The 25,339-nt window shown below is 65.2% G+C and carries 23 protein-coding genes and 2 tRNA genes; 8 read left to right on the top strand and 17 right to left on the bottom strand.

Features of this window, described 5'->3' with window-relative positions:
• Window positions 1-26: 26 nt before the first annotated feature.
• Both AC1ECK_RS13420 and AC1ECK_RS13415 read right to left on the bottom strand, forming a co-directional pair.
• Window positions 27-545: a hypothetical protein gene (locus AC1ECK_RS13420; protein ID WP_480319760.1), complete on the bottom strand. Its 519-nt coding sequence runs from the start codon at window positions 543-545 to the stop codon at window positions 27-29.
• Window positions 546-620: 75 nt separating this feature from the next.
• On the bottom strand, window positions 621-1,136 hold the full coding sequence (locus AC1ECK_RS13415) for a hypothetical protein (protein WP_480319758.1): 516 nt from the start codon (window positions 1,134-1,136) through the stop codon (window positions 621-623).
• A 537-nt stretch (window positions 1,137-1,673) separates the two neighbouring features.
• Between AC1ECK_RS13415 and AC1ECK_RS13410 the strand changes: the two genes are divergently transcribed.
• Window positions 1,674-3,065 carry a sigma-54 dependent transcriptional regulator gene (locus AC1ECK_RS13410; protein WP_480319756.1) on the top strand — a complete coding sequence of 464 codons (1,392 nt, stop codon included), beginning with the start codon at window positions 1,674-1,676 and terminating at the stop codon, window positions 3,063-3,065.
• A gap of 180 nt (window positions 3,066-3,245) precedes the next feature.
• The gene (locus AC1ECK_RS13405) at window positions 3,246-4,217 is read left to right on the top strand and encodes a thymidylate synthase (protein WP_480319754.1); all 972 of its coding nucleotides are present in this window, start codon (window positions 3,246-3,248) and stop codon (window positions 4,215-4,217) included.
• Between the two features lie 237 nt (window positions 4,218-4,454).
• On the opposite strand, the gene AC1ECK_RS13400 is transcribed toward AC1ECK_RS13405, so the two are convergent.
• Both AC1ECK_RS13400 and AC1ECK_RS13395 read right to left on the bottom strand, forming a co-directional pair.
• Entirely contained in the window at window positions 4,455-7,193 is a 2,739-nt protein-coding gene (locus AC1ECK_RS13400) for a DUF6600 domain-containing protein (RefSeq protein WP_480319752.1), read from the bottom strand.
• A gap of 169 nt (window positions 7,194-7,362) precedes the next feature.
• A complete protein-coding gene (locus AC1ECK_RS13395) occupies window positions 7,363-8,076 on the bottom strand; it encodes an ArsR/SmtB family transcription factor (RefSeq protein ID WP_480319750.1) in 714 nt (237 codons plus the stop codon).
• A 228-nt stretch (window positions 8,077-8,304) separates the two neighbouring features.
• On the opposite strand from AC1ECK_RS13395, the gene AC1ECK_RS13390 reads away from it, so the two are divergent.
• Together AC1ECK_RS13390 and AC1ECK_RS13385 are read left to right on the top strand one after the other, a co-directional pair.
• Window positions 8,305-8,445, top strand: a complete 141-nt coding sequence (locus tag AC1ECK_RS13390) for a hypothetical protein (RefSeq protein WP_480319748.1) — start codon at window positions 8,305-8,307, stop codon at window positions 8,443-8,445.
• A gap of 123 nt (window positions 8,446-8,568) precedes the next feature.
• On the top strand, window positions 8,569-9,075 hold the full coding sequence (locus AC1ECK_RS13385; RefSeq protein ID WP_480319746.1) for an acyl-CoA thioesterase: 507 nt from the start codon (window positions 8,569-8,571) through the stop codon (window positions 9,073-9,075).
• Window positions 9,076-9,280: 205 nt separating this feature from the next.
• On the opposite strand, the gene fumC is transcribed toward AC1ECK_RS13385, so the two are convergent.
• The 5 genes from fumC to AC1ECK_RS13360 all read right to left on the bottom strand — a co-directional run bounded on the left by fumC (window position 9,281) and on the right by AC1ECK_RS13360 (window position 16,099).
• The gene (fumC, locus tag AC1ECK_RS13380; protein WP_480319744.1) at window positions 9,281-10,681 is read right to left on the bottom strand and encodes a class II fumarate hydratase; all 1,401 of its coding nucleotides are present in this window, start codon (window positions 10,679-10,681) and stop codon (window positions 9,281-9,283) included.
• A 95-nt stretch (window positions 10,682-10,776) separates the two neighbouring features.
• On the bottom strand, window positions 10,777-12,504 hold the full coding sequence (locus AC1ECK_RS13375; RefSeq protein ID WP_480319742.1) for a phospholipase D-like domain-containing protein: 1,728 nt from the start codon (window positions 12,502-12,504) through the stop codon (window positions 10,777-10,779).
• Between the two features lie 355 nt (window positions 12,505-12,859).
• On the bottom strand, window positions 12,860-13,819 hold the full coding sequence (gene panS / locus AC1ECK_RS13370; RefSeq protein WP_480319740.1) for a ketopantoate/pantoate/pantothenate transporter PanS: 960 nt from the start codon (window positions 13,817-13,819) through the stop codon (window positions 12,860-12,862).
• A 462-nt stretch (window positions 13,820-14,281) separates the two neighbouring features.
• The gene (locus AC1ECK_RS13365) at window positions 14,282-15,694 is read right to left on the bottom strand and encodes an MATE family efflux transporter (RefSeq protein ID WP_480319738.1); all 1,413 of its coding nucleotides are present in this window, start codon (window positions 15,692-15,694) and stop codon (window positions 14,282-14,284) included.
• A 186-nt stretch (window positions 15,695-15,880) separates the two neighbouring features.
• Window positions 15,881-16,099 (bottom strand): RNA-binding S4 domain-containing protein, encoded by a 219-nt coding sequence (locus tag AC1ECK_RS13360; protein WP_074265967.1) that lies wholly within the window; start codon window positions 16,097-16,099, stop codon window positions 15,881-15,883.
• A gap of 323 nt (window positions 16,100-16,422) precedes the next feature.
• On the opposite strand from AC1ECK_RS13360, the gene AC1ECK_RS13355 reads away from it, so the two are divergent.
• Window positions 16,423-16,863 (top strand): hypothetical protein, encoded by a 441-nt coding sequence (locus tag AC1ECK_RS13355; RefSeq protein ID WP_480319736.1) that lies wholly within the window; start codon window positions 16,423-16,425, stop codon window positions 16,861-16,863.
• A gap of 79 nt (window positions 16,864-16,942) precedes the next feature.
• On the opposite strand, the gene AC1ECK_RS13350 is transcribed toward AC1ECK_RS13355, so the two are convergent.
• From AC1ECK_RS13350 to fdxA, 8 genes are all read right to left on the bottom strand, one after another.
• Entirely contained in the window at window positions 16,943-17,716 is a 774-nt protein-coding gene (locus tag AC1ECK_RS13350) for a DUF4088 family protein (RefSeq protein WP_480319734.1), read from the bottom strand.
• Window positions 17,717-18,058: 342 nt separating this feature from the next.
• Entirely contained in the window at window positions 18,059-18,382 is a 324-nt protein-coding gene (locus AC1ECK_RS13345) for an AzlD domain-containing protein (RefSeq protein ID WP_480319732.1), read from the bottom strand.
• Window positions 18,382-19,047, bottom strand: coding sequence for an AzlC family ABC transporter permease (locus AC1ECK_RS13340; protein ID WP_480320128.1), 666 nt, complete (start codon window positions 19,045-19,047; stop codon window positions 18,382-18,384). The genes AC1ECK_RS13345 and AC1ECK_RS13340 overlap by 1 nt, the downstream gene beginning before the upstream one ends.
• A 221-nt stretch (window positions 19,048-19,268) precedes the next feature.
• On the bottom strand, window positions 19,269-20,096 hold the full coding sequence (locus AC1ECK_RS13335) for an AraC family transcriptional regulator (protein WP_480319730.1): 828 nt from the start codon (window positions 20,094-20,096) through the stop codon (window positions 19,269-19,271).
• Between the two features lie 71 nt (window positions 20,097-20,167).
• Window positions 20,168-20,647 (bottom strand): CreA family protein, encoded by a 480-nt coding sequence (locus AC1ECK_RS13330; RefSeq protein WP_480319728.1) that lies wholly within the window; start codon window positions 20,645-20,647, stop codon window positions 20,168-20,170.
• Window positions 20,648-20,830: 183 nt separating this feature from the next.
• A tRNA-Asn gene (locus tag AC1ECK_RS13325) sits at window positions 20,831-20,906 on the bottom strand.
• 59 nt (window positions 20,907-20,965) lie between these two features.
• Window positions 20,966-21,041 (bottom strand) — tRNA-Asn (locus AC1ECK_RS13320).
• 164 nt (window positions 21,042-21,205) lie between these two features.
• Window positions 21,206-21,529: a ferredoxin FdxA gene (gene fdxA / locus AC1ECK_RS13315; RefSeq protein WP_480319726.1), complete on the bottom strand. Its 324-nt coding sequence runs from the start codon at window positions 21,527-21,529 to the stop codon at window positions 21,206-21,208.
• A 263-nt stretch (window positions 21,530-21,792) separates the two neighbouring features.
• On the opposite strand from fdxA, the gene pncB reads away from it, so the two are divergent.
• The 3 genes from pncB (at window position 21,793) to AC1ECK_RS13300 (ending at window position 25,310) form a co-directional block, all read left to right on the top strand.
• On the top strand, window positions 21,793-22,989 hold the full coding sequence (pncB, locus tag AC1ECK_RS13310; protein ID WP_480319725.1) for a nicotinate phosphoribosyltransferase: 1,197 nt from the start codon (window positions 21,793-21,795) through the stop codon (window positions 22,987-22,989).
• A 130-nt stretch (window positions 22,990-23,119) separates the two neighbouring features.
• Entirely contained in the window at window positions 23,120-23,782 is a 663-nt protein-coding gene (locus AC1ECK_RS13305) for a LutC/YkgG family protein (RefSeq protein ID WP_480319723.1), read from the top strand.
• A gap of 103 nt (window positions 23,783-23,885) precedes the next feature.
• Window positions 23,886-25,310 (top strand): sodium:proton antiporter, encoded by a 1,425-nt coding sequence (locus AC1ECK_RS13300; protein ID WP_480319721.1) that lies wholly within the window; start codon window positions 23,886-23,888, stop codon window positions 25,308-25,310.
• Window positions 25,311-25,339 lie beyond the last annotated feature (29 nt).

The raw sequence follows: 25,339 nt of genomic DNA, 5'->3' as shown, positions 1-25,339 counted from the left end.
GTGCGTGGCCTGTGTGTGCGAGGTTGTCATTTCAGCGCTCCCATCGCCGCGCCGAGCGGGGCGAGTGCGCCGTTGACCGATTGAGCGATCGAGCCGCCGATGCCGCCCGCGCCACCGAGGCCGGCGGCCGCGCCGACCGGGGCGCCGCTGCCGTTGCCGGCCAGCAGATGCTCCACGCCGCCCACCCCGTTGACGCCCGTCACGCCCGGCAGCGCGCCGTTGCCCGCGACGCCGGCGGTGCCGTGCGCGCCGTTCAGGTCGAGATCGCTCGCCATCGCGCCGAGCGCCGCATTGAACGTCGCAGCGGGGAAGGTTTCGACCTGCACGCTGATCGGGTCCGCGCTCTTCGGAACCGGCACGAAGGCGTCACGCGGCGTGACGTCGCGCTCGATGATCAGGTTGCCCGGCTGGCTGACCTCCTGTGCCGCAACCTGCGCGGCGGCGCCGGCGGCAAGCACGCTCAGCAGCACGCCGAGCGCGGCGGTGCGGGGACTGCGTGTGCCGCGGGTGAACGTGCGGCGCAGCATCTGGGTTGAGGCGGTCATCTCGGTTCCTTGCTGGTGGACGGACATCGGGACGCTCGGGCGGCCGGTGCGGCTGGCAGCGAGCGCGTCGTGCACCTAATTGCGCTGGTAGCTCGTCACATTGCTCTGCGCGGAGCGGGCCACGTCGACGGGGATCGGCACCTGCGACGGCGGGGCGATTTCGTCCCACAGCGTCACGCCGTTGCCACCGTTGCCGACACCGCGCATCAGTTGCGGCGTGGCGGCCACCATCAACATGCCGCTGAAGCCGCCGCGCTGCTGCGAGAGCACCTGGTCGTCGAGCACCAGATCGTTGACGCTCACCGTATTGACGGCCGCCGCGTCGGCGGGAATGCTCAGCGCGTCGCCGGCGAGATCGCTGCGGGTTGCAGCGGAATTCGCGGGGTCGGCTGCATTGCTGTCCACGGTATCCGGGGCCGTCACCGCTGCGGGCGTCATGCTCGCGAGGGTGGCGGACCCGGTATCGGGAGAACTGGCCGTGACGGGTTCCTGTGCGTTGGCGCCAGGGGGCAGCGCCACCAGCAGCAACGCGGCGCAGAGTGCGGCGTGAGGCTGGAAGTGGCGCAGATCGATGCGGAAAGCGAGTCGCATGGTGTGTCTCCTTGGTGCGAGACTTTTAGCGAAACGTGTGCCATGAGGCGCAATCCGTTGATGCGATTGGGTGTGAGGATGGCGGTGAAGCGTCGATATGCGAAAAGGATGCAAAAACGTTTCAGCCCTGAAACGAGCAGCAGGAAATACCGGTAATTCGCAATTAGCGCCCGTACGGGAAACGCCAGGGTAGACACTTAGCCGGTCGCCCTGGAAACGTTTTATTCAGATTGCGCAGACTTGCATAACGCCCGCGCAGCCTTGCTGGGCGGCGAAGGGGCTGATTAAATTCGCATATTTGTTTTCGAAGCGGCGCGCGTATAGTAAGCTCTCGAAAACAGAGTCCGCATTTAAAAAAAGCCCGAGGTTGGGCCGTCTCAATCACACACGCCGCTTTTCGGGGATCAGCTGTCCGCACGGAATGGAATGGCCGTTCGGTATTTGCTATGCGCGAATCCCGAAGTGGGTCAGCGTGTCTGAAACATGTTCAGGTACGTGCCGTCATCCTTAACGTTCGTTGACGAGAGGATCTGAATAATGGAACCCGCAACGCGGCAACTGATTTACGTTTCGCGTGACCCTAGCGCGGAATTGAATACCAGGTTTAATCAGCGTGGCTGGCACGTCGAAGTGGTCGGTTCGGCGCGCGACGTGCGCCGCGCCGTTCGCGCCGGTATGGCAGCGGGCGGCTTGCTCGACCTGTCGAGCCATTTCCAGCAGCACGAGATCGCTGCGTTCGAATCTTGCCTGACCATGCCGAACGTCGGCTGGGTCGCGGCCACCATGCCCGGCCAACTGCAGGACGCGGCCTTGCGCCGGCTCGTGCGCGACTACTGTTTCGATTACGTAACGGTGCCTTATTCGGGCGACAGGATTGTCGACTCGGTGGGGCACGCCTACGGCATGATCTCGCTCGGCGAGCCCGCTTCCAACGACGGCACGCCGAACGGCACCGAAGGTGAAATGGTCGGTTCGTGCGACGCGATGCTCGCGCTGTTCCGCTCGATCCGCAAGGTGGCGATGACCGACGCACCGGTGTTCATTTCGGGCGAATCGGGCACCGGCAAGGAACTCACCGCGGTGGCGATCCACGAGCGCTCGGCGCGGCGCACGGCGCCGTTCGTGCCGATCAACTGCGGCGCGATTCCGCCGCACCTGCTGCAATCGGAATTGTTCGGCTATGAGCGGGGCGCCTTTACCGGCGCCAACCAGCGCAAGATCGGCCGGGTCGAAGCGGCCAACGGCGGCACACTGTTTCTCGACGAAATCGGCGATCTGCCGCTCGAAAGCCAGGCGAGCCTGCTGCGTTTCCTGCAGGAGCGCAAGGTGGAGCGCCTCGGCGGCCACGGTGCGGTGGATGTCGACGTGCGGATCATCTCGGCTACCCACGTCGACATGAATGCCGCGATGATCGAAGGACGTTTCCGTTCGGACCTGTATCACCGGCTGTGCGTGCTGCAGATCGACGAACCGCCGTTGCGCGCACGAGGTAAGGATATCGAACTACTTGCGCGGCACATGCTGGAACGTTTCAGAAAAGATGCGAGCCGCCGTCTGCGCGGGTTCGCACCCGATGCGATCGCCGCGCTGCACAACTATAGCTGGCCGGGCAACGTGCGCGAACTGATCAACCGGGTGCGGCGCGCCATCGTGATGTCGGAAGGGCGCGCGATCACCGCCCGCGATCTCGAGCTCGCGGAATACGTGGAGATCGTGCCGGTGTCGCTCGCTCAGGCGCGCGAAGCGGCGGAGCGCCAGGCGATCGAACTGGCGCTGCTGCGTCATCGCGGCCGCCTCGGCGACGCGGCGCAGGAACTGGGCATCTCGCGGGTCACGCTGTACCGTTTGCTGTGCGCGCACGGCATGCGCCATATGGAAGGCGAACCGATTGCCGCGCATGCCGAGCCCGCCACCGTGCCGCATATCTGAGCGGCGGAGGTACGTGCAGCAGCGCGTCTGGGCGGTTTGGGCAGACAGGGTGCCGGTGTTCGCAGGCAGGCGGTTCTACAGCAGAAAAAGCGCGTCGGCGCAGCGGTCGTCCGCGCTTGTTAGAATCGGGTTTTGTCGCAAAAAGTCCTGAGCGCCCGGCGCCGGGCCGAAGGAACCCGAATGAAACAATATCTCGACCTCGTCCGCTCGATTCTCGACACCGGCACGTGGCAGGAGAACCGCACCGGCATCCGCACCATCAGCATGCCGGGCGCGATGCTCCGCTTCGATCTCCAGCAGGGTTTCCCCGCCGTCACCACCAAGAAGCTCGCCTTTAAATCTGCGATTGGCGAACTGGTCGGATTCCTGCGCGCTTCGCGCAGCGCGGCGGACTTCCGCGATCTCGGCTGCAAGGTGTGGGACGCGAACGCCAATCAGAACCCGCAGTGGCTGGCCAATCCGTATCGCGAAGGTCCGGACGACCTCGGCGACGTGTACGGCGTGCAATGGCGCAAGTGGCCGGCGTACAAGGTGCTCGATGCGTCGGCGGATGCTCGGATCGCGGATGCGACCGGGCGCGGCTATCGGGTGGTCACCGAATTCGTGGAAGACGGCGGCCGCAAGGTGCTGCTATACAAGGCGATCGACCAGTTGCGCCAGTGCCTCGATACGATCATGCAGAACCCCGCCGACCGGCGCATTCTGTTTCATGCGTGGAACCCTGCGGTGCTGGAGGAAATCGCGTTGCCGGCGTGCCACCTGCTGTATCAGTTCCTGCCGAATGCCGCCCGCCGGGAAATCTCGCTATGCCTGTACATTCGCAGCAATGACGTCGGCCTCGGCACACCGTTCAACCTGACCGAAGGGGCGGCCCTGCTGCATCTGGTCGGCCGGCTGACCGGCTATACGCCGCGCTGGTTCACGTACTTCATCGGCGACGCCCACATCTACGAAAACCAGCTCGACATGCTGCAGCGGCAGATCGGCCGCGAGCCGTATGAGAGCCCGCAACTGGCGATTGCAGAGCGGGTGCCGGAGTACGCGAAAACCGGCGTGTACGAGCCCGAGTGGCTCGAGAAAATCGAGCCGGAGGATTTTTCGCTGGTCGGCTACCGGCATCACGAGCCGCTTACCGCGCCGATGGCGGTTTGATTCGTTGCAGTGCGCTGTACCTGTAGCACGCTGCAATAAAAAAGCCCACGCAGAAGAAAATGCGTGGGCTTTTTGTTGGCCGGTTGATGGGCTGCAAACCGGGCCACATACCGGGCCGGGCCGAGTCTTGGCCCTGAAGGGACGAAGGCGCGGGTGGCCTGGTGAGCTGTTAGTGCAATGAGTCGTCCTCGTCTCTTCCTTGCCGGCCGCCGTCGAGTGCCGTTGGTGACGGCGCTGTTAGCCCTTGCGATGGTCGTCGTGGCCGCCGCTGCTCGAATGCTGCTCCGGATGCGGCTGTGGCCGCGGCTGTTGAGCCTGCTGCGCCGGACGCGGCTGAGCTTGCGGTTGCGGGTGGAACTCCTGACGCGGTGCTTGCTGGGCCTGCTGCGGATGATATTCCTGGCGCGGCTGAGCTTGCGGTTGCGGATGAAACTCCTGACGTTGTGCCTGCTGGACCGGTTGCGGACGAGGCTCCTGACGCGGCTGGGCCTGAGCTTGTGGCTGCGGCTGCGGTTGCGGATGGAACTCCTGACGTTGTGCCTGCTGGACCGGCTGTGGCCGAGGCTCCTGATGCGGCTGAGCCTGAGCTTGTGGTTGCGGCTGTGGCTGCGGGTGGAACTCCTGACGCGGCGCCTGTTGAGCCTCTTGCGGGCGATTCTCCGCTGCACGCGCCTGGCCTGGCTGCTGTTGCGCCGCTGCGCCGAACGCCGGTGCGCGTTGGGCTTGCTCGGGCGAGCGTTGCGCGATCGACGGGTTTTCCGCCGGGTGCGGCACACCATGCTGCTGCGCTTCTTGTTGCGCGGCCAAGCTGCCCGGCTGCTGACGGTTCTGCGGCTCGCCTTGCGGCGCGAACGGCTGACGGGTGGCGGCCTGCTGAGGCGCACCGTGCGCTTGCGTTTGTGGGTTCTGTTGGGCCTGCAGCGCCATCGGCGTATGCGGCTGGGTCCAGGCGGGCTCGTGGCGGGCTTCGGCGGCGGTCTGCTGACCAGGCGCCTGCGCGCCGCCGTGTTGTTGCGCAAAGCCGTTCGGCGCAGCGCCCGCGGCTTGCGGCGGACGCGGCACACCGTTGTTCTGCGGGCGTTGCTGGGCGCGCTCATTGGCCATTTGAGCGGCCATCTGAGCCGGCGCGCCAGGCGTGCCCGGCCGGCCCTGCTCGGGCATTGCGTGCGGGACCTGTGCCGCTTGCGCCGCGCCTGGGCCGCCGAGATTCGGACGGACGCCATTGGCCGCCGGTTCGCCCTCCCGCACGGCGCCCTGGGCGACATGCGGTGCGGCGCCTTGCTCCATGCGCGGGGAATTGGCCTGGACCACCCTGACGTTCTGCGACGCGGCCGCGACCGGTGCGCCATGGGACTCGGCACCGGCGAAATGCGCCGGCACCGAAGTGCGCACGATCGGATCGCCCGCGCCCGGTACCCGACCGCCGCCTTGCGCAAAGCGTTGTGCGAGCGTGTCGTGATAGGCCGGCGGCACGGCTGGGCTGCGCGTCGCCACGACCGGGCGGGCCGTCACCGCGGCGGGCGGCCGATAGTTCGCATTGCGCATGCCGGACTCGAAGCTCTGACGCACCGGCGCGATGCCGGGGCCGCCCGGGTTGATCTGCGCGTTATGCCATTGCGCGGGGTCGACCTTCTGGGCGAACCGGCCGACCGGCTGGCCATGCACGAAGGCGGTCGCCGGCACGGCGGTGACGGCGCCCGGCGCGCGATAGTTGATATAGGTGTTGTGAATGTTGTTGATGTTGGTGATATTCGTCACGTTGTTGACGTTCGTGATATTCACCCGGTTGTAGTTGTTCACGCGGTTGTAGTATCCGGGGCTCCAGTCACCCCAGCGCGGGTGCCACGGTTCGCCCGGGCCGAGCGGGAACCACGCCACGCCTGCGGCGGCCACCCCGCCGATCGCGAGACTCACGCCCCAGTTGAACGAGCTGTCTCCGCCGCCGACAAAGGCGACCAGCGCCGGCGCATAGACCGGCGGTGCGTCGACCTCCACCGGGCCGGGCGCCCATGCCCACGTGTCGTCGACATACGCCCAGCGGCCGTAGTGATACGGCGCGAAGCCCCACGGTGCATCGTCGACCCAGGTCCAGCCCCAAGGCGCCTGCCAGACCCAGTGACCGTCGTGGTACGGCGCCCAGCCCGTCGGCACCGCGTTCGGCACCCACACTTCGCCGTACTGCGGGCTGCTGCGCCACGTGCCGTTGGCATCGAGATCATGATAACCGGGCATGTCGCGCGACACATAGCGGGCCGACACCGAACGGTCTTCCTCGGCGTCGCGCCCGGCGGCCCATTGATCGAGGCCGTCGAGGCCCGGTGCGGCGTTGTCCGCGACCTGCTGCAAGGCCGTGCCGGCAAAGCGGATCTGCTGGCCGGCGGCGATCGGCACCTGGCCGTTGTCGCCATACACGGTGGCGCTGCCGCTGCGCACGGTGACGGTCGTGCTGCTGCCGTCCGGCGCGACGTCGACGCGGTAGTCGCCGGGGCCGTTGACGCCGAGCGCGAGATTCGGCGTGTCGATTTCATAAGTCGAGCCCGGCGCGAGTTCGCGCACATGCGTCGACAGCGTGCCTTGTGCGACCTTCAACTGGGCGCTGGTGTCGTTGAGGTTAAGAACGTCGAGACTGGTCGATTCGCCGAGCCGCACGGCAGTGGAGCCGATGTGCATTTCCGCGCGCGCGTTCTGGTCGTCCCAGAGCTGGTCGCCGGTGGTAAGCGGCCGGTTGATCTGCGCGTAGGCCCAGTCGGTGGCGCCGGCGGGTTCCGTGGTCACGGCGCCCGAGGTGTAGTTCAGGCGCGCTACGCGCCCCGGCGGATCGGTCTGAACGCTGTTCTGGGTCGCGGCGGGCGCGTTATCCGGGGGCGCTTGCTGGGCGAGGGACGCCTGAGCGGCGAGCATGAATGCCGCCGCGGCGATGAGGGTATAACCCGTTGGGCGGCGCATTGAGCGGTGTGGTGCGGTGAGCGTTTTCATGTTGTCTCTCTTGCGGACACGTGGTTGTGTTGCATCCGTGAAAACACTCTATCTCTGGGGCCTGTTTCAAGGCCCCCACATTTGTAAGCCCCCTTACCTCTCGTGTAACAAAAAGTGTTAAATGGCCGGCTTGTAATGAAATTGAATGCCTGGCGTAGCGGCTTGACGATCAGTTCGTCAAAAAATCATTGAAATGCTGATGACCGGCCGGCGTGATTCGGAGGATGCGCGGCCGGTCGGTGCGCTCCACCCAGCCGTGCGCCGACCACGTTTCGAGCAGGGCCGCGCCGAGCGCGCCGCCCAGATGCGGCCGCCGCTCGCTCCAGTCCGGACAGGTGCAGGCGAAGCGGCGCCGGCGGCTCTGCTGCCCGGCTACGTCGATGCCCCACGCGGCGAGCCGCGAGGCGCCCGCCGGCGTCGCTTCGAGCGCAGTGCCGTGCAGGGTCAGCAACTCGTGACTGAGCATCCGTTCGAAGAGCTGCACCGAGAGTTCGCCCGCCATGTGGTCGTAGCAGGTGCGCGCGTAACGCATGTCGACCGGCACGGTGCGCGCGGGCCGGGGCGCCGTGCGCTGTGGCGCGCTTGCCTGGGCGACATTGGCGAGCGCTTCGATGGAGGCGGCGATATCGGCCGAGGCAATCCGGAAGTAGCGGTGCCGGCCGCGCACCTCGACGGCCAGCAGGCCGCCTTCCGTGAGGCGGGCCAGATGCGCGCTGGCCGCGGAAGGCGACAGTCCCGCGACCATGGTCAGTTCGCCGGCCGGGCGCGCGCTGCCGTCCATCAGCGCCCACAGCATGGCGGCCCGGCCGGGGTCGGCGAGCAGCGCGCCGATCCGGCTCAGGCCGGGAAAGTGATTCTGTTCGTCGGAAAGCGGGGCGGGCATATGGGGCTCCCATGCAAAGCGGTTACGGCGCGGCTCGAGCGTTCGCCATCGTGTTCACTGTAGCGGGCTGCGGGATTCGATGTTTCAGGTTAGCGTGAATCGTCGAATGCAGCCATCGCCTCCATCGGACGCTCGAAGCGAGCCGGAGCCGTGCAAGGCGTGAGGCTTGTGCGTGGCCCGGCGCCGCCAGGCTAGAATCGAATCCTGTCTTCCGGAAAACGCGCGGTCATGAAATTCCTGCTTGCTATCGCCGCTACCCTGCTGTTGTGCGCGGCTTGCGCACAGGGCGGTTCGTCCCCGCCGAGCGCGGATTCGAGCGGCATCACGATGTACGGCACGATCGACGAAGGCATTTCCTATCACAAATGAAACGCCGTGCCGGCCCGCTGTTGTTGACGGCAAAACAGAATTACCGGGTCTCATCGCACTGCGTAGTCAAAATTGCACTCGTATAATCGGCTCCTTTCGACACATTGTTTGACCGGAGTCAAGATGAGCACCCCTTCCGCTGCGCCGCTGGACCGTTCCGAAACCACTTTCCGTTTTCTTGCCGAACCCACCTCGGTGAACTTCGGCGGCAAGGTGCACGGGGGCGCGTTGATGAAGTGGATCGACGAGACCGCCTATGCGTGTGCCGCGGTCTGGTCGGGGCGCTATTGCGTGACGGTGAGCGTCGGCAATATCCGCTTCCGCCGGCCGATCCTCGTGGGCAATCTGGTCGAACTGCGCGCCCGGGTCGTCAATACCGGCCGCACCAGCATGCACATTCACGTGTCGGTGCAGGCGGGCGATCCGAAGGGCGGCGAACTGATGCAGACCACCGACTGCCTGGTCGTGATGGTGGCCGTCAACGAGAACGGCCATCCGGTGCCCGTGCCGGCGTACGTGCCGGAGAGCGACGAACAGAAGCGTCTCGCCAAGTACGCGCTGGATGTGAAGGAAGCGCTCGACGCGATCGTCGAACTCAAGCCGGAAGAAGTGGCCAAGGGCAAGATTTGAGCGGGTAACGCCTGAGGTCCGGCGCTGAAAGCGGACCCTAGGCTGGTGTTCAAACCGGCACGTCACGCTAACACCCCAAGCAGGCACGCCAGGCTGGCATCCTAGGTCGCCCCCTTGAGCCAGCACCCCAACGCTCAGGGCCGCGTTCTCCTTGCGCAGAACGCGGCCCTGGTTGCTTGCGGATTGCGCCGGGGCTGACGCAGCCTCAGCCCGCCTGATTGCCCACCATGTCGTGCGGCCGCACCCACTCGTCGAACTGCTGCTCGGTGACAAACCCGAGCGCCAGCGCCGCCGCCTTCAGCGTGGTGCCTTCCTTGTGCGCCTGCTTGGCGATTTTGGCAGCCTTGTCGTAGCCGATGTGCGGATTGAGCGCCGTCACCAGCATCAGCGACTCGTTGAGCAGCGTGTCGATGCGCTCGCGGTTCGGCTCGATGCCCACCGCGCAGTTGTCGTTGAAGCTGTGCGCGCCGTCGGCGATGAGGCGGATCGATTGCAGCACGTTGTGCGCAATCATCGGACGGAACACGTTCAGTTCGAAGTTGCCGCTCGCGCCGCCCATGTTCACCGCCACGTCGTTGCCGAACACCTGGCAGCACAGCATCGTCATGGCCTCGGACTGGGTCGGATTGACCTTGCCCGGCATGATCGAGCTGCCCGGTTCGTTCTCCGGAATCGACAGTTCGCCGAGCCCGCAGCGCGGGCCGCTGGCGAGCCAGCGGATGTCGTTGGCAATTTTCATCAGGCTGGCGGCCACCGTCTTCAGCGCGCCGTGCGCGAATACCAGCGCGTCGGCCGCGGCCATCACTTCGAATTTGTTGGGCGCCGACACGAACGGCAGGCCGGTCAGCTTGCCGATCGCCGCCGCGACCTTGTCCGCGAATTGCGGATGCGCGTTCAGCCCGGTGCCGACCGCCGTGCCGCCTTGCGCGAGTTCGTACAGATGCGGCAGCGCCGCTTCGACGTGGCGAATGCCGTGGTCGAGCTGTGCGACATAACCCGAAAATTCCTGGCCGAGCGTGAGCGGCGTCGCATCCTGCAAGTGCGTGCGGCCAATCTTGACGATGCCGGCAAAAGCTTTTGCCTTGCCGTCGAGCGTGTCGCGCAGCGTCTTCAACGCCGGCACCAGTTGCTTGACGATGGCGTACGCGGCGGCCACGTGCATGGCGGTCGGAAACACGTCGTTGGACGACTGGCCGCGGTTCACGTCGTCGTTCGGATGCACTTTGCGCGCTTCGCCGCGTTCGCCGCCGAGCAGCTCGCTCGCGCGGTTCGCAATCACCTCGTTGAGGTTCATGTTGCTCTGCGTGCCGGAACCGGTCTGCCAGACCGCCAGCGGAAATTCGCCGGGGTGCTTGCCGTCGATGATCTCGTCGGCAGCCTGCATGATGGCCTTCGCCTTGTTCTCGTCGAGTACGCCGAGGCCCAGATTGACTTCGGCGGCTGCGCGCTTGATGACGGCGAGCGCCGTAATCAGCTCCGGCGACTGCTTCTCCGTCGAGATACGGAAATTCTGCAGCGAGCGCTGCGTTTGCGCCCCCCACAACTGGGCATTCGGCACGGCAATCTCGCCGAATGTGTCGCGCTCCATTCGTACGTCTTCGGTCATGGTCGACTCCGCTCCTAACTCGATTAAAGGGTTACGTGGATCACTGCGTGGTTCGGCTAGCGCGCGGCAGCGCCGCTAGCGCTGGATCTGGCGCATCAAAGCTGCCCCTGGACTGGCAGTAACAAGAATAGACCCGTCAGCAGGTTTCGGTACAAACCGGCTTGCGGATCGGCGTGATAGGTACGCCATGTGTTGTCCTCCTTGTCGGTCCATTCGAGTTGCGCGCCCGGCGCGCCGATATAGCTGAGACCGGCGAGTTGCGCAGCAGTGGCGAGCGTCACGTGGTAGCTCGATTCGGGCGCGGTGGCGCGGTCGAACAGGGCGGCGACCTCGCCGGCGAGCGCGGGGCTATGGATCACCAGCGCCAGTTCCGTGTTCAGGTGCGCCGAGCGCGGATCGAGGTTCATCGAACCGATGACGAGAATCTTGCGATCGATTACGTAAGTCTTCGCATGCAGGCTGGCACGCGAACTCGAGCCCCCGACCGAGACGCGTGCGCTGCGTTGTTCCGGCTTGAACTCGTAAAGCTCCACACCGTGTTGCAACAGCGGCACGCGGTACGGGCTGTAGCCGGCCTGCACGGCAATGGCGTCGGTGGCGGCGAGCGAATTGGTCAGAACCGCCACCCGTACGCCGCGCTGCGTGAGTTGCGCAAGCGCTTGCACGCCGGCATCGTGCGGCACGAAGTAGGGCGATATCACGAGAAATTCTGTCTGCGCGTCCTTCGTCAATTCGACGAGCCGCTGCATCGGCGGGCTCACATAATCGGGCGATGGCTGGTCGATCTTGCCTGGCGTGTCGGCTTTGAACTCCGCCGGGGCCCAGGTGAGGCCGAGCTGACCGTTGGCGATCTGCGTGGCGAGCGGCGTCGCATTGAGCGGCTTCGCGTTGTACGGATCGGCGGTGGCGCGCCAGTGCGCCCGCAAGGCGTCGCGCGTGGCGTCCAGTTCCTGCGGCGAGAAGCGCTGATGGTTCAGCGCACGCAACGGATACGCGCCGCTGCTGTTCCAGTACTCGTCGAAACTCGCCGAGATGTCCGCGGTGATCGGGCCGGCTGCCAGCACGTCGAGATCGCGGAACTGCAGCGTCGGGCTCGCGCTGAAATATTCGTCGCCGAGGTTGCGCCCACCGACTATCGCCACCTGGTTGTCCGCGATCATCGCCTTGTTGTGCATGCGGCGCGTGAACTGGTCGAGCTTCGTGAACAGATTGGTGGTGCGCTCGAACACGCTGCGATGCGTGCTGCCGAACGGATTGAAGACGCGGACCTCGATATTCGGATGCGAGTTGAGACTGGCCATGACGTCGTCGATGTCCTTGAAATTCAGATCGTCGACCAGCATGCGCACCCGCACGCCGTGATCGGCCGCGTAGAGCGCGGCGCCTAGCAGCAGTTTGCCGGTGGTGTCCTCGTTGGCGATGTAGTACTGCATGTCGAGCGTTCTGGTCGCGGCGCGGGCAAGGGCAATGCGCATTTGCAGCGCTTCGGTGCCGTTGGAGAGCACGCGAAAGCCCGATTCGCCAGGGTGCGCCTGCTCGATGGGGGCGAGAGCGGTACCGAGCGCGGTCGTCGTGAGGGCCGGCAGCGCATGGGTGACCGGACGATCGAACGCGGCCGCCGGCGGCCTGCTGGCGCAGGCGGTTAGAACTGCCGCTAATGCGTATAGAACCAGGCAACGCTTGCCGATGCCGATGCCGATGCCGATGCCGATGCCGATGTTGGTGCTGGAGAGCGTGCGCGCGCAATGGCGCGCGGCCGTTGCCATCTCTGCGGTTGCCTGATGATCTTGCGACGCGATGCTGTTGCTGTCGTACGTCGGCACGCTATTTCTCCGCTGGATTCGGTTTGCGCACGCCTGAACGCTAAAGGTACGCGGCCGATGCATCTGTGCTCTGTCGAGCAACGCATTCTAAGGGGAATTGACCGGACAGGTTCGCGACGAGCGCAGGTCGCGTGGATGCCGGCCGAGTGAGTGCAGACGAGGCCGTCAGCGGGCCGGGCTGGCCGGTGCAGGCCTTCCGTCCTGGCGGTACGAACCGGATCATTCGTTATGCGAACAATGCGTTCGATGGAAACACCCGCGGAGAAACGGATTGCTGTGCAGATCGCCGCGCTCCCGTCGCCGACGAGCGCGCGGCGTGACATCAGCCGTGCATCAACCTTGAATCAACTGCGCATCAACCGCGTTCGGCCTTGAACGCGACTGCGCCATCCGGATGCGTGGAGCCTCTGGCGGGGCGGCCGGCCCAGTAACCGGCCAGCAGCGACCCCGAGAGGTTGTGCCACACGGAGAACAAGGCGCCCGGCAAGGCAGTGAGCGGCGAGAAATACAGCTTGCCCAGTGTGGCGGCAAGACCGGAGTTCTGCATGCCGACTTCGATGGCGAGCGTGCGGCACACGGCTTCGTCGAAACCGAGCAGCCGGCCGCCCCAGTACCCGCCGAGCAGGCCGATGCCGTTGTGCAGCACGACGCCGAGCATCACCACGAGACCGACCGAGGCAATGCTCTTCTGCGTGCCGCCCACGACCGCCGCGATGATCAGCAAAATGGCGATCATCGAGACCAGCGGCAAAATGGGCTCGACCGCGCGCACCAGCTTGCCGAACAGATGATTGATCACGAGACCCACGACGATCGGCAGCGCGACGATCTGCAGAATGCTCATCAGCATGCCGTGCACATCGACGGCGATCGACGCGTCGACATAGAGTCGCGTGAGCAAGGGCGTGGCGAACACCCCGACCAGCGTCGACAGCGCGCTGATCGTGACAGACAGCGCCACGTCGCCGCGCGCCAGATAGATCATGACGTTCGACGCGGTGCCGCTCGCGACGCTGCCCACCAGCACCATGCCGGCCGTGAGATCCGGCGGCATGTGCAGCACCTTGGCGATCGCCCATGCCGCAAGCGGCATCACCAGGTAGTGCAGCACGATGCCGGCGACGACCGGCGCGGGTCGCGTGAAGACGCGCTTGAAATCGTCGACGGACAGGGTGACGCCCATCGCCAGCATGATGATCGTCAAGAGCGTGGTGACGTGCGGCGCGATAGGGCTGAACGAGGCCGGCGAGAAATAGGCGGCGAGCGAGACCAGCACGGCCCACAGCGGAAAGAGACGGGTAACCCGGGCAAGCATGTCAGGAGGTCCTTGGTTCTGTTTTTGAATGGCGATGCGCGCGTGTGCATGCCGGCAAGGCTGCGGCGGCGGCTCTGCGCCGACGCCGCAGCCCGTGGTTCGGCACGCGGTGCGGCGAACGATGGGCAGCGGATCACTGGCCGTGAGGCGGTGCGCGCCCTTATGGGACGCGGCGGGCCGTGGTGGCAAGCGGGACGACCGGGGTGGGTCTGTGAGGCAACCGGCGCGTATTTTACCGTCCGCGCGAACGCGTTGCCGGCACTTGAAGCGAAGCCGGAAAAAAAGAACCCGCGCAGTGCGCGGGCTCAAACCCAGTTTCGTTCCCCGTCAGAGGAAGGAGTGTCAGGAAGACGGCTTTATCGTATCGCGCAGCGTGGCGCGCACCAACTAACGATACCTGCTTTGCTTAGCTCGCCGGGTTGGACTGTGCGGCAACGACGCAGCCAGGCGCCTCGGCCTGCGTCATGCCGAGGGCCGCGAGACGGACGGGGGCGCGGGCGGCACGCGGCGCAGGCTGAGCTTGTGGAAACGCAGCGTCATCAGCAGCGCGACGCTCGCTAGACCGGCCGCGAGACCCCACCACAAACCGCTGGTGCCCAGCGCGAAGTGAAACGCCAGCGTGTAGCCGGTCGGAAAGCCGATGCCCCAGTAACCGAACGCCGCGGCCAGCATCGGCACGCGGGTGTCCTTCAGGCCGCGCAGGCAACCGGAGCCGACCGTCTGCATGCCGTCGACAATCTGGAAGACGGCCGCCACGCCGAGCAGCGAACTGGCGAGTGCGACCGTGGCCGCGTTGGCGGGATCGTCCAGATGCAGATAGAGGCCGACGATCCAGTGCGGCGCGAGGATCAGCACGAGTCCCGACAGCGACATGAAGGCCACGCCGAGCGCAATCGCGACGAAACCGGCGTGCCGTGCCGCGAGCGGCTGCCCGGCGCCCGACCAGTAGCCGACCCGCACGTTGGCCGCCTGGCCGATCGCGAGCGGCACCATGAAGGCGACTGAGGCGACGTTCAGCGCAATCTGGTGCGCCGCGAGTTGGGCTTCGCCGAGCAGGCCGACCATCAGGCCGGTGGCCAGGAACAGCGTGGATTCGACGCCATAGGTGATCGCGACCGGCCAGCCGATGCCGAACAGCTCGCCCATCAACGGCAATTTCGGCCGCGTTGCCGTGACGAAATGGCGATAGCGTGGCCGCAGATGCAGCCATGCCATCAGCACCAGCGCCGTCATCCAGACCGTGATCGTGGTGGCGCATGCCGAGCCGAGAAAGCCGAGGCGCGGCAGGCCGTACGCGCCGTGAATCAGGCCGTAGTTCAGGAAACCGTTGACGAAAACGCCCGCCAGCGACACCCACAGCAACCGCTTCGCCGCGCCGATGGCCGGCAGGAACGAGCGCATCAGGCCGATGCCGATCAGGCTGCCGAGCGCGCCCCAGCGCAGCACGGAGGCGTACTCGCCGACGTTGTGCGCGAGCGGCGCCGGTTCGCCGAAGGCGAGCAGGATCGGCGCGGCAAACGATAGCAGCGCGAAGGCGGGAATCGACAGCAGCACCGACATCACGAAGCCGGTCCAGTAGATGTGCGGCACGCGGTCCTCGGCCTGGGCGCCACGGGCGTGCGAGACGCTGACGCTCACCGAGGTCAGCACGCCCTGCAGCAACGTGACGACCACGAAGAACAGGTTGGCGCCGAGGCCACCGGCCGCCAGCGCATCGGGGCCGAGCGAGCCGAGCAGGATCGTATCGGTGACGCCCATTGCCATCTGCGACAGTTGGGCGATGGCGAGCGGGGCGGCGAGGCGGGCGGTGTCGGCAGCGTGGCGCGAGAGGGTAGGCGGCGGGGCGGCCACCCGGGAGAGGCCGGATTGGGTCATGAACGGGACACGATGCGGGCGGCGCCCGCGGCGTTTTCTGTCAAAACAGACAGCTTATTGTGTAGGCGTGCTGTTGTCGATCTGTAAGCACATTTTTGGTGCGGATTTTTGCCGAACCGGCAGGAAGGCGGCGTGGCGGCGGCAAGGGCAATAAGGGCGCCGGGCGCACAGTGCACTGCTGCGGTGCTAGGCCTCGTGCACGGCGATTCGCGTGTCGCCAAGCAGAACGACTTGGCCCGCGCGTATTTTGCAGGTTTTACGCAGTTCGACCTGACCGTCCACAGTCACGGCGCCCGAGGCGACCATCAGCTTGGCGGAGCCGCCGCTATCGGCCAGACCCGTTATTTTCAGGAGATTGTGCAGTTCGACGTAGTCGCCGGTCAGCGTGAAATCGAGATTAGGCATGGCGATTGCGGCAGGAGTAACGGGGTTCGCATGATAAGCCAGAAGCCCGCCTGCAGGCCCATTCAAGGAGGAAGGGGATAACTGAAGGTAAATGTTATCTCGTTGTTAGAAAAAGAAACGTTGCGTAACGGGGGGCGTTTGTCGAGAACCTCACTCGTAAAGTGACGGTCTGTAGAACACCTGCTGCATAAAGCGGCGGGTGACAGCAGACCGGGTGCAAGGCAACCGGTGCAGCGCCGACGGCGGCCCGCCGCTGCAGCACTGCATCAGCCCCTAAGCGCTTGCACCCTTGTCCCGACAACAATTTCAGAGAGGATAGCTCTATGACTCAGATTCGTTCGCTTCTGATCGGTACCGCCCTGACCGCTTTTGCCGCTACCGGCGCGGTTGCGCAGACCACTGCGCAACCGGATGCCGCTGCGGCCGGTCAGCAGATGACAGCGCCGGGCGCCGACACCGCAGCCCCGGCTGCGCAAGGCGTCCAGCCGGCTCCGCAGCGCCTGACGGCACCGGCTTCGACCGATCCGCTGGTGCAAAAGCGCGATGCCGACGCGAAGGCTAATGCCGAGTATCGCGCCTCGAAGAAGGCGTCGACGGCGCAATTGAAGGAACAGCAGTCTGCGGCCAAGGCGCAGTACAAGGAGCAGGTCCGCGACGCCAAGCTGAACCGCAAGGCTGACAAGCAAACCGCCAACAACGAAATGAAGATGAACATGCAGGGCCAGACACCGGCTCAGGACGACAGTTCGGACGTCAAGCACTAAGCATGGCACGCCTGGACGGCGGGTTCGCCTGCCGTTCCCGGTCTCCCGGTCAATCAGGCGCGGCCCGACGCCGCGCCGCCTAACGCGACTGGCGGGGTTGTTGCTGCGGCGCCTGCTGCCGCGGAAGCGGCGTGAAGAAGTTGCGCAGCCATGCGGCGAGCCGCGAGAAGATATCGTATGGCTCTTCCACGAAGATTTCCGGCTTTAGCAGGCGCAGATATTCCATGATCTGCTGCGCTTCCTGTTTCTGGAACGAGCCGTGAGAGATGCCGAGGCGCAGCAAGCCGCGCAGTTCGCCGAGTTTTTCGCGCGCCGTGCTGCCGATGCTGGTCTCGCAGGCCACCTTTGCTTCATACACCCGCTGCCGCAGCGATTCGACGAGGCGCCACGCCGGCGTCTGCATCAATTCTTCCAGGGTCTGGATGTCCTGAGCCGCACCTTTGATCTGGGCCGCGAGCGGGTCCACCAGCGAGGCATCGCCCTCCGATTCCTTGACGATCGCGGCCGCCCAGTCGTGGCACTGCTTCGCGAGCTCCTCGGGCGTCCATTCGGAGCGCGACGCGAAGCCAAAGCCAAATTCGGTCGCCTGCTGCATCAGGATCGCGACCACATCCGGGAATTCCTTGTCCAGCGTGCGTTTGGCCCACGCGTACTGGCCGCCCTGCAACATCCGCTTCACCGCGTGCTCGGTGAGCGGCACCATGTTGTCGAGCAGCTTGGCGCGCAGAAAGTCCTCAAACGACGGCGTGGCGAATTGCGGGTCGAGCTTGAGCGAGACGCGCAAAAAAGCGTCGAAATCCTTGCGCAAATTGGCGACGGTTTCGTCTTTGAGTGAAAGGGTTATTTGACCCATGTCTTATCCCGTTTGGTCCTCCCGCGTTGCACCGCAAAAGTGCCGCCTTCTGCGAACAGCCCCCGTGACAGGGCGGCATCGATGCTCGACGCGGTTGATCCTGCTTGTTGCCGCGTAACCAGCGGGAGTCGCTTCCCGACGAGCGGACCTCGACTGCATAACGGCGAACCAGGGTAAAACTTGAGGGCGCGGCGTGTTTTTGCCGCGGGGGCGGCGCCGCTTGCGGCGCTGCACAAGGCTGAGAGCGCCGCTCGGCAACCGTCTTGTATGGGATTGGAGTCAGGGCTATGGGACCAGAGTAAGCGCTAAGGCGCTCACTCCAGTCGACACACTCGAGGGGCTCTATTTGAGCACGACGCCTTGCCAGACGAAAAAGACCGTGAGGCCGACGGCGATAGTCAGGAGCGGCCGGCGCGTCAGGGCGCTGACTGCAACCGCAGCGAGCGCGCCGACCAGTTGCGGGTTACGCCAGGTCAGCTCGGCGCCGCCGCCGTGGGGCGACACGGCCATCGGCACGATCAGGGCGGTCAGCACCGTCACCGGCACGAACCCGAGGGCGGTGCGCACGAGCGGCGGGAACACCAGCCGGTCGCCCAGCACGAACACGGCCGCGCGGATCATCCACGTGATCAGCGCCATGCCGAGGATCAGCGCGACATAGTTCATTAGGTCACCTCCACGGTGCGCCGCTGCGGGCTGGGACGCGACAGCAGCACGCCGACCATGACCCCCGCCAGCACGGCAGCGAGCAGGCCCAGCTTGTACGGCCACGCCTGCCAGAAGAACGCCAGTGCGCCGGCCGTGACGGCGGCGGCGAAATAGCGCAGCGCGACGAGCTGCGGCACGACGATCGCGATAAAAGTGGCGACCATGGCGAAATCGAGCCCGAGCGACTGCAGTCCAGGGAATGCCGCGCCGAACAGCAGGCCGGCCACCGTCCAGATCTGCCAGTTGAGGTACATGGCGAGGCCCGCGCCGAGGAAGTAGTACGGGCTTACCGAGCCGGGAGGGTGGTGCCGGTAGTGTGCCCAGGCGACCGCGAAGACTTCGTCGGTGAGCACGCCGCCGAGCGCCAGGCGCCAGCGCAGCGGCAAATGCGAGACGTACGGCGCGAGCGTGGCGCTATACAGCACATGGCGCAGGTTGACGACGAGCGTGGTGGCCCACACCACCGCAAAGCTCGCGTGGCTGGCAATCAGGCCAAGCGCGATGAACTGCGCCGAGCCGGCGAACACGACGAGCGACATCAATTGCCCGTGCCACAGGTGCAGCGGGCCGGACGTGACGAGTGTGCCGAAAATCACGCCGAACGGCGCTGCGCCGACCATCATCGGGATGATGTCGCGCGCGCCGGCGGTGAGTTCGGCGAATCGGGCCGGGTGCTTGGGATCAGTCAATCTTGCCTCCTTGGTCCACCGAGCATAACGGCGGCGGGGTATGAAGGGCTTGTACGTTCTTGCGGTGGGATGAAAGGGCGGCCTGGTTCGGCGTCGGGGCGTCTGCGCCGGTTGTGGCTGGGTGGCTCGCGCGGGGCGCTTGCGCGGCTCTTCGTTCAGGCCGACTGCCAGCGTCCCGGCGGCACCCCGAACATGCGCCGGAAGTGCCGGGTGAAATGGCTTTGATCGGTGAAGCCGCTGGCCGCCGCCACCTCGGTGACGGAGACGCCCGCGCGCAAGGGCGCGAGTGCGCGTTGCAGCCGGACCTGATTGCGCCACGCGTGCGGCGGCAAACCGGTGGCCTGGGCGAACAGGCGCGCGGCATGGAATGGCGACAAGCCGACGGCGCCCGCCAGTTCGGCCAGTTGCAGCGGGGCGGCGAGGTCGCCGGTCAGGCGCTCTTTCATGCTGGCTACACGCGTGTCGTCGGCGGCGAGCCGCGCGGGCTTCGTCTGGTTGCCCGAATAGCGCACGAGCAGTGTCGAGAGGGCGTCGAGCATCGCGGCCTCGGCCGCGAGCGGATCGGCTTGTGCTTCGAGCAGGCGGTGCGCCCGCGCGAGCCGCTGGGCGAGGTCGAGATCGCGGATCACGCCGGGTTCGAACCACGGCAGCGCTTGAGGTTGACCCGCGACATCGTTGGCGAGCTGCTGGGTGAAATCCACCGGCGCATACAGCACGCGATAGCGCCAGCCTTCCTCGATGGCCCGTGCGCCCGTGTGCAGCTCGCCCGGGTTGATGATCGGCACGCTGCCCGCTTCGGCGATGTAGTCCGTGCCCAGATAGCGATAGCCCTCGGCGCCCGCGACGATCACGGGAATCGTGTACGCGTCGTGCCAGTGCGGCGAGAACTCGTGATCGTGATATTCGGCCGTGAGCAGATCCGCGCCGGGCAACAGCGGCGTGCGCCAGTAGCGGGCGGAATCGCGGAAACGGGTCACGGTCATGATGAAACTCGAGCTCGGCCTGCCAGTTTAGCGCGGAGCGGGTGTTCCGGGTGTCGCCGCACGAGCGGCTTTTAGCGGAGCGGGATGGTGGTGCCGGCCGGCATCGACACGGCGCTCACGCTGTTTTTCGCGCTGCCGCTGGCGACGCGATCGCTGTAGGTCAGATAGATCAGCGCATTGCGCTTCGGATCGACGATGCGCACCACATGCAGGGTCTTGAAGATCAGCGACATGCTGACGGAGAACACGTCGGATTGCTGCTTGAGCGGCCCGGTGAACTTGATGGCGCCGACCTGGCGGCAGGCGATCGACGCCTCGGTCGGATCTTCCGCAATGCCGAGCGTGCCTTTGATGCCGCCGGTGCGGGCCCGTGACACATAGCAGGTGACGCCCTGAACGAGCGGGTCGTCGTAGGCCTCGACCACTACGCGATCTGAGCCGGTCACGTGGAAATTGGTGTTGACGCTGCCCACTTCCTCGCTATGTGCGAGTGGATTGAGCAAGGCCGTGGCGGCAAGGGCAAACGTGACACGCAACAGGATGGAGTTCATCGGTAGAGCGGAATGATCGCGAAGGGAAAACGTCATCGTATAACGGCAAGCATGACGCGGGTGGGTGCCGCTGGGACAGTCCGCGAGACAGCGGGCTGAAGAGGAGAGTGCTCGCCTCGCGCGTGCTGGCGCAGGAAGCGCAAAAACAAAAAGGCCCGCACGGATGCGGGCCTTCGAATTCTTTGGCTCCTCGACCTGGGCTCGAACCAGGGACCTACGGATTAACAGTCCGGCGCTCTACCGACTGAGCTATCGAGGAACAGCAATACAACCTTTACATAAAAAAGCCCGTTTTGGTTAACGGGCCTTTGCAATTCTTGGCTCCCCGACCTGGGCTCGAACCAGGGACCTACGGATTAACAGTCCGGCGCTCTACCGACTGAGCTATCGGGGAACAACAACAGCAGAGAAGCAAAATTGTAGGGGGTGCTCCAAGGCCTGTCAATACCCCGGACTCATGTCGAATTCATTCGAACCGGTTGAGCCGGGATGGTCCATCACTGAGCCGGGACGCCGCCGCAGCGTGCGTCTGGCCGGCCGTCAGCACCCCCTGGGCGCTCAGCGAGCCAGCAGGGCCAGCTTTTCCTTCACGTCCTTGAACTCGTCGGCCTCGGGCAGCGGGGCCTTGGTCTTGGTGATGCTCGGCCAGTTCTTGGCAAGATCGGCGTTCAGCGCGATGAATTCCTGCTGGTCGCCCGGCACGTCTTCTTCGGCGTAGATGGCGTTCACCGGACATTCGGCGACGCACACAGCACAGTCGATGCACTCATCGGGGTCGATCGCGAGGAAGTTGGGACCTTCGCGAAAGCAGTCCACCGGGCACACATCGACGCAATCGGTATAGCGGCACTTGATGCAGCTTTCGGTCACAACGTGAGTCATTCAGGCAGCTCCTGCATGCGGTATCGGGGGAGGCGAAACGCCAAAAGCGGTATTGTAACGTAACGTCAAGTGGCATATGCAGGAGCCAGCCGCCCGGTTTAGACGTTTTCGTGATTAGTTTATGGTCCCGCGGGCAAGCCCGTCAGCGCCGTACAGCCGTGCGCATTCGGGTAACATGCGTACGGTCGGCGCGCCGGGGCGTGCCGCAGGCGCATGGGCCCTGTCGGGCCTTCCGTTTTAGCTGCAGTCCGGTTCGCACCATCATGATTATTACTTCGCTGCTCGATACTGATCTGTACAAGTTCACGATGATGCAGGTCGTTCTGCATCATTTCCCTGCCGCGAGCGTGGAATACCGCTTCCGCTGCCGGACCCAGAATGTCGATCTCGTGCCGTATATCGACGAGATTCGCGACGAAGTGCGCAAGCTGTGCGAGCTGCGCTTCACCGACGACGAGCTCGACTACCTGCGGCGCATGCGCTTCATCAAGGGCGATTTCATCGAGTTCCTTGCGCTGTTTCATCTGAACGAGAAGTACATCTCGGTCACGCCGTCGCCGAAGGGCAACGGCGAAATCGAAATCGACATCAAGGGCCCGTGGCTGCATACGATCCTGTTCGAGATCCCGGTGCTGGCGATCGTCAACGAGGTCTACTTCCGCAACACGCAGCGCGAACCGGCCTACGGCGAAGGCCGCGAGCGTCTCTCCGGGAAGATCAAGCTGCTCGGCGCGCGCCCCGAATTCGCGGACTGCAAGATCGCCGACTACGGCACGCGCCGCCGCTTCTCGAAGCGCTGGCACGAAGAGGTGATCCTGACGCTCAAAGACGACCTCGGCCAACAGTTCACCGGCACGAGCAACGTCTTTTACGCCATGAAGCATGGCCTCACGCCGCTCGGCACGATGGCGCACGAATACCTGCAGGCCTGCCAGGCGCTCGGGCCGCGCCTGCGCGATTCGCAGACCTACGGCTTCGAGATGTGGGCCAAGGAGTATCGCGGCGACCTCGGCATTGCGCTGTCCGACGTGTACGGCATGGAAGCCTTCCTGCGCGATTTCGACATGTACTTCTGCAAGCTGTTCGACGGCGCCCGCCACGATTCGGGCGATCCGTTCGACTGGGGCGAGCGGCTCCTCAAGCACTACGAGGCCAACCGCTGCGACCCGCGCACCAAGATCCTGGTGTTCTCCGACGCGCTCGACATTCCCAAGGTCCTGCAACTGTACGAACGCTTCCGCGGCCGCTGCAAGCTCGCCTTCGGCGTCGGCACCAACCTGACCAACGACCTCGGCTACAACCCGCTGCAGATCGTCATCAAGATGGTTCGCTGCAACGGCCAGCCGGTCGCCAAACTGTCCGACTCGCCGGGTAAGAACATGTGCGAGGACAAGGCTTATCTCGCCTATCTGCGCCAGGTGTTCGGCATCAAACAGCCGGACGAGGAAGTCTCGAAGTAAGCGCTGCAGCGGGCGTTGTTCCGTAGCCCGCCCTGGCCATCCGGCCGGGTGTTCGCGCGTGAAGTGGCCGGTATAATCCTCGCGATGCCGCACCGGCTATCGTAACGAGACAATCGCGAGGATTCGGCCCATGGATACATCGATCGCCCGCCGCAACATCCTGGCGCGCATTCGCGCAGCCCAGGGCCGCGAAGCCGAGCCGGCCGCTTCCGAGCATGAGGCCGTGGCCGACTATCTCGCACGCCATCCGCAAGGTCCGCGGCCGCCCATGCCGGAGGATCTCGCCGCACGCTTTATCGACGAAGCGCAGAAGATGGCCACTACCGTCGAGAGCGTCGCAGCCATGAGCGACGTGCCGGCTGCCGCGCAGCGCTATCTCGCGCAGCATGGCCTGCCGGTCCACGCGATTGCGTGGCAAACGCTGCAGGATATCAACTGGGCCGAAGCGGGTCTCACCGTGGCGTTCCGCAAGCCGGAAGATAGCGACGTGGTAGGTATCACCGGCTGTTTCTGCGCGACGGCGGAGACCGGCACCCTGGTGCTGTTGTCCGGCCCGGAAACCTATGCGTCCGCCGGTCTGCTGCCCGAAACGCATATTGCGATCGTGCCGGCCTCGCGTATCGTCGCCGGCCATGAAGAGGCGTTCGACCTGATTCGCGCCGAACGCGGCGAACTGCCGCGCGCGGTCAACTTCGTCTCCGGACCGTCGCGTACCGGCGATATCGAGCAGACCATCGTGCTCGGTGCGCACGGGCCGTACCGGGTTCACGCGATTGTCGTGCGCGGCGCGTGAACCACGGCCAACTGGTTTTATCTACCTCCTTTGTCTCCAGCGTGCCTTTTGAGGCGCGCTTCACTTAGCCCGTATTAGCCTGTAACAACACAAGGATCCGAATATGAAGCGACATGCCGCGTGGACGAGCATGGGGCTCGTCGCCGCGATGGCGCTATGGCCCGAACTGGCGTCGGCCGCAACACTCGACGGCGCGACGTTGCCGGCGTGGTGGGGCTTGCCGTTTGCGGGCGTGCTGTTGTCCATTGCAGTATTTCCGCTCGTCGCGCCGACCTTCTGGCATCACCATTTCGGCAAGATCGCGGCGGCGTGGGCGCTCGTGTTTCTCGTGCCGTTCGCGGCGACCTTCGGCGCCGGCGTCGCGTTCGGCTCTTTCGTTCACGCGATGCTCGAAGAGTACGTGCCGTTCATTGTGCTGCTGACCGCGCTCTATACCGTGGCCGGCGGCATCTGCGTGCGCGGCAATCTGCACGGCACGCCGCGCACCAATACGGCGATCATCGCCCTCGGCACGGCGCTCGCGAGCATCATGGGCACGACCGGCGCGGCCATGCTGCTGATCCGTCCGCTGCTGCGCGCCAATGACAATCGCAAGCACGTCGTGCACGTGGTCGTGTTCTTCATCTTTCTCGTCGCCAACGCAGGCGGCTCGCTGTCGCCGCTTGGCGACCCGCCGCTCTTTCTCGGCTTTCTCAACGGCGTGGGCTTTTTCTGGACCACCGCGCATCTGGCGTTGCCGATGCTGTTCGTGTGCGGCGTGCTGCTTGTGACGTTCTACGCGCTCGATTCGTACTATTTCCATCGCCGCGAAGAAGAGCGCTCGCCGTTTCTCGACCCCACGCCGGATACGCCCCTGCTCGGCATCGACGGCAAGATCAATTTCATCCTGCTCGCCATCGTGATTGCGCTCGTGCTGATGAGCGGCTTGTGGAAACCGGGCATCGAGTTCAACGTCTTCGGCACGCACGTCGCGCTGCAAAACGCTTTGCGCGATCTGGCGCTGATCGGTGTCACCCTGCTGTCGCTGGCGGTGACGCCGCGTGCGGCGCGCGAGGGCAACGCCTTCAACTGGGCGCCGATCGAAGAGGTGGCGAAACTGTTCGCCGGCATCTTCGTTACCATCGCGCCGGTCATCACGATTTTGCGCGCCGGTGATGCGGGCGCGTTCGCCGGCATCGTGCATCTGGTCAACGACGCGTCCGGCCAGCCGCACGACGCGATGTACTTCTGGGCGACCGGCTTGCTGTCGTCGTTCCTCGACAATGCGCCTACCTATCTGGTGTTCTTCAATCTGGCCGGCGGCGATGCGCAAACCTTGATGACCAAAGGCGCCACGACGCTGGCTGCGATCTCGGCCGGCGCGGTATTTATGGGCGCCAACAGCTATATCGGCAATGCGCCGAACTTCATGGTGAAGGCGATCGCCGAGTCGCGCGGCGTGCGCATGCCGAGTTTCTTTGGCTATCTGGCATGGTCGGCCGCTATCCTCATGCCGGTGTTTCTGGTGACCGCCTGGCTGTTCTTCTAACTTTTGGCGGTTGATGACGGCGGCGCCGC

The sequence above is a fragment of the Paraburkholderia sp. SSBN10T genome (assembly GCF_056619545.1).
Note: the sequence above shows the minus strand (reverse complement) of the source record. Positions and strands in the feature narration are given on the sequence as shown.

Bases quoted from the DNA above. Each gene is read 5' to 3' on its own strand.
- AC1ECK_RS13420 (WP_480319760.1), bottom strand. From the start codon at position 545: ATGACCGCCTCAACCCAGATGCTGCGCCGCACGTTCACCCGCGGCACA.
- AC1ECK_RS13415 (WP_480319758.1), bottom strand. From the start codon at position 1,136: ATGCGACTCGCTTTCCGCATCGATCTGCGCCACTTCCAGCCTCACGCC.
- AC1ECK_RS13410 (WP_480319756.1), top strand. From the start codon at position 1,674: ATGGAACCCGCAACGCGGCAACTGATTTACGTTTCGCGTGACCCTAGC.
- AC1ECK_RS13405 (WP_480319754.1), top strand. From the start codon at position 3,246: ATGAAACAATATCTCGACCTCGTCCGCTCGATTCTCGACACCGGCACG.
- AC1ECK_RS13400 (WP_480319752.1), bottom strand. From the start codon at position 7,193: ATGAAAACGCTCACCGCACCACACCGCTCAATGCGCCGCCCAACGGGT.
- AC1ECK_RS13395 (WP_480319750.1), bottom strand. From the start codon at position 8,076: ATGCCCGCCCCGCTTTCCGACGAACAGAATCACTTTCCCGGCCTGAGC.
- AC1ECK_RS13390 (WP_480319748.1), top strand. From the start codon at position 8,305: ATGAAATTCCTGCTTGCTATCGCCGCTACCCTGCTGTTGTGCGCGGCT.
- AC1ECK_RS13385 (WP_480319746.1), top strand. From the start codon at position 8,569: ATGAGCACCCCTTCCGCTGCGCCGCTGGACCGTTCCGAAACCACTTTC.
- fumC (WP_480319744.1), bottom strand. From the start codon at position 10,681: ATGACCGAAGACGTACGAATGGAGCGCGACACATTCGGCGAGATTGCC.
- panS (WP_480319740.1), bottom strand. From the start codon at position 13,819: ATGCTTGCCCGGGTTACCCGTCTCTTTCCGCTGTGGGCCGTGCTGGTC.
- AC1ECK_RS13365 (WP_480319738.1), bottom strand. From the start codon at position 15,694: ATGACCCAATCCGGCCTCTCCCGGGTGGCCGCCCCGCCGCCTACCCTC.
- AC1ECK_RS13360 (WP_074265967.1), bottom strand. From the start codon at position 16,099: ATGCCTAATCTCGATTTCACGCTGACCGGCGACTACGTCGAACTGCAC.
- AC1ECK_RS13355 (WP_480319736.1), top strand. From the start codon at position 16,423: ATGACTCAGATTCGTTCGCTTCTGATCGGTACCGCCCTGACCGCTTTT.
- AC1ECK_RS13350 (WP_480319734.1), bottom strand. From the start codon at position 17,716: ATGGGTCAAATAACCCTTTCACTCAAAGACGAAACCGTCGCCAATTTG.
- AC1ECK_RS13345 (WP_480319732.1), bottom strand. From the start codon at position 18,382: ATGAACTATGTCGCGCTGATCCTCGGCATGGCGCTGATCACGTGGATG.
- AC1ECK_RS13340 (WP_480320128.1), bottom strand. From the start codon at position 19,047: ATGATGGTCGGCGCAGCGCCGTTCGGCGTGATTTTCGGCACACTCGTC.
- AC1ECK_RS13335 (WP_480319730.1), bottom strand. From the start codon at position 20,096: ATGACCGTGACCCGTTTCCGCGATTCCGCCCGCTACTGGCGCACGCCG.
- AC1ECK_RS13330 (WP_480319728.1), bottom strand. From the start codon at position 20,647: ATGAACTCCATCCTGTTGCGTGTCACGTTTGCCCTTGCCGCCACGGCC.
- fdxA (WP_480319726.1), bottom strand. From the start codon at position 21,529: ATGACTCACGTTGTGACCGAAAGCTGCATCAAGTGCCGCTATACCGAT.
- pncB (WP_480319725.1), top strand. From the start codon at position 21,793: ATGATTATTACTTCGCTGCTCGATACTGATCTGTACAAGTTCACGATG.
- AC1ECK_RS13305 (WP_480319723.1), top strand. From the start codon at position 23,120: ATGGATACATCGATCGCCCGCCGCAACATCCTGGCGCGCATTCGCGCA.
- AC1ECK_RS13300 (WP_480319721.1), top strand. From the start codon at position 23,886: ATGAAGCGACATGCCGCGTGGACGAGCATGGGGCTCGTCGCCGCGATG.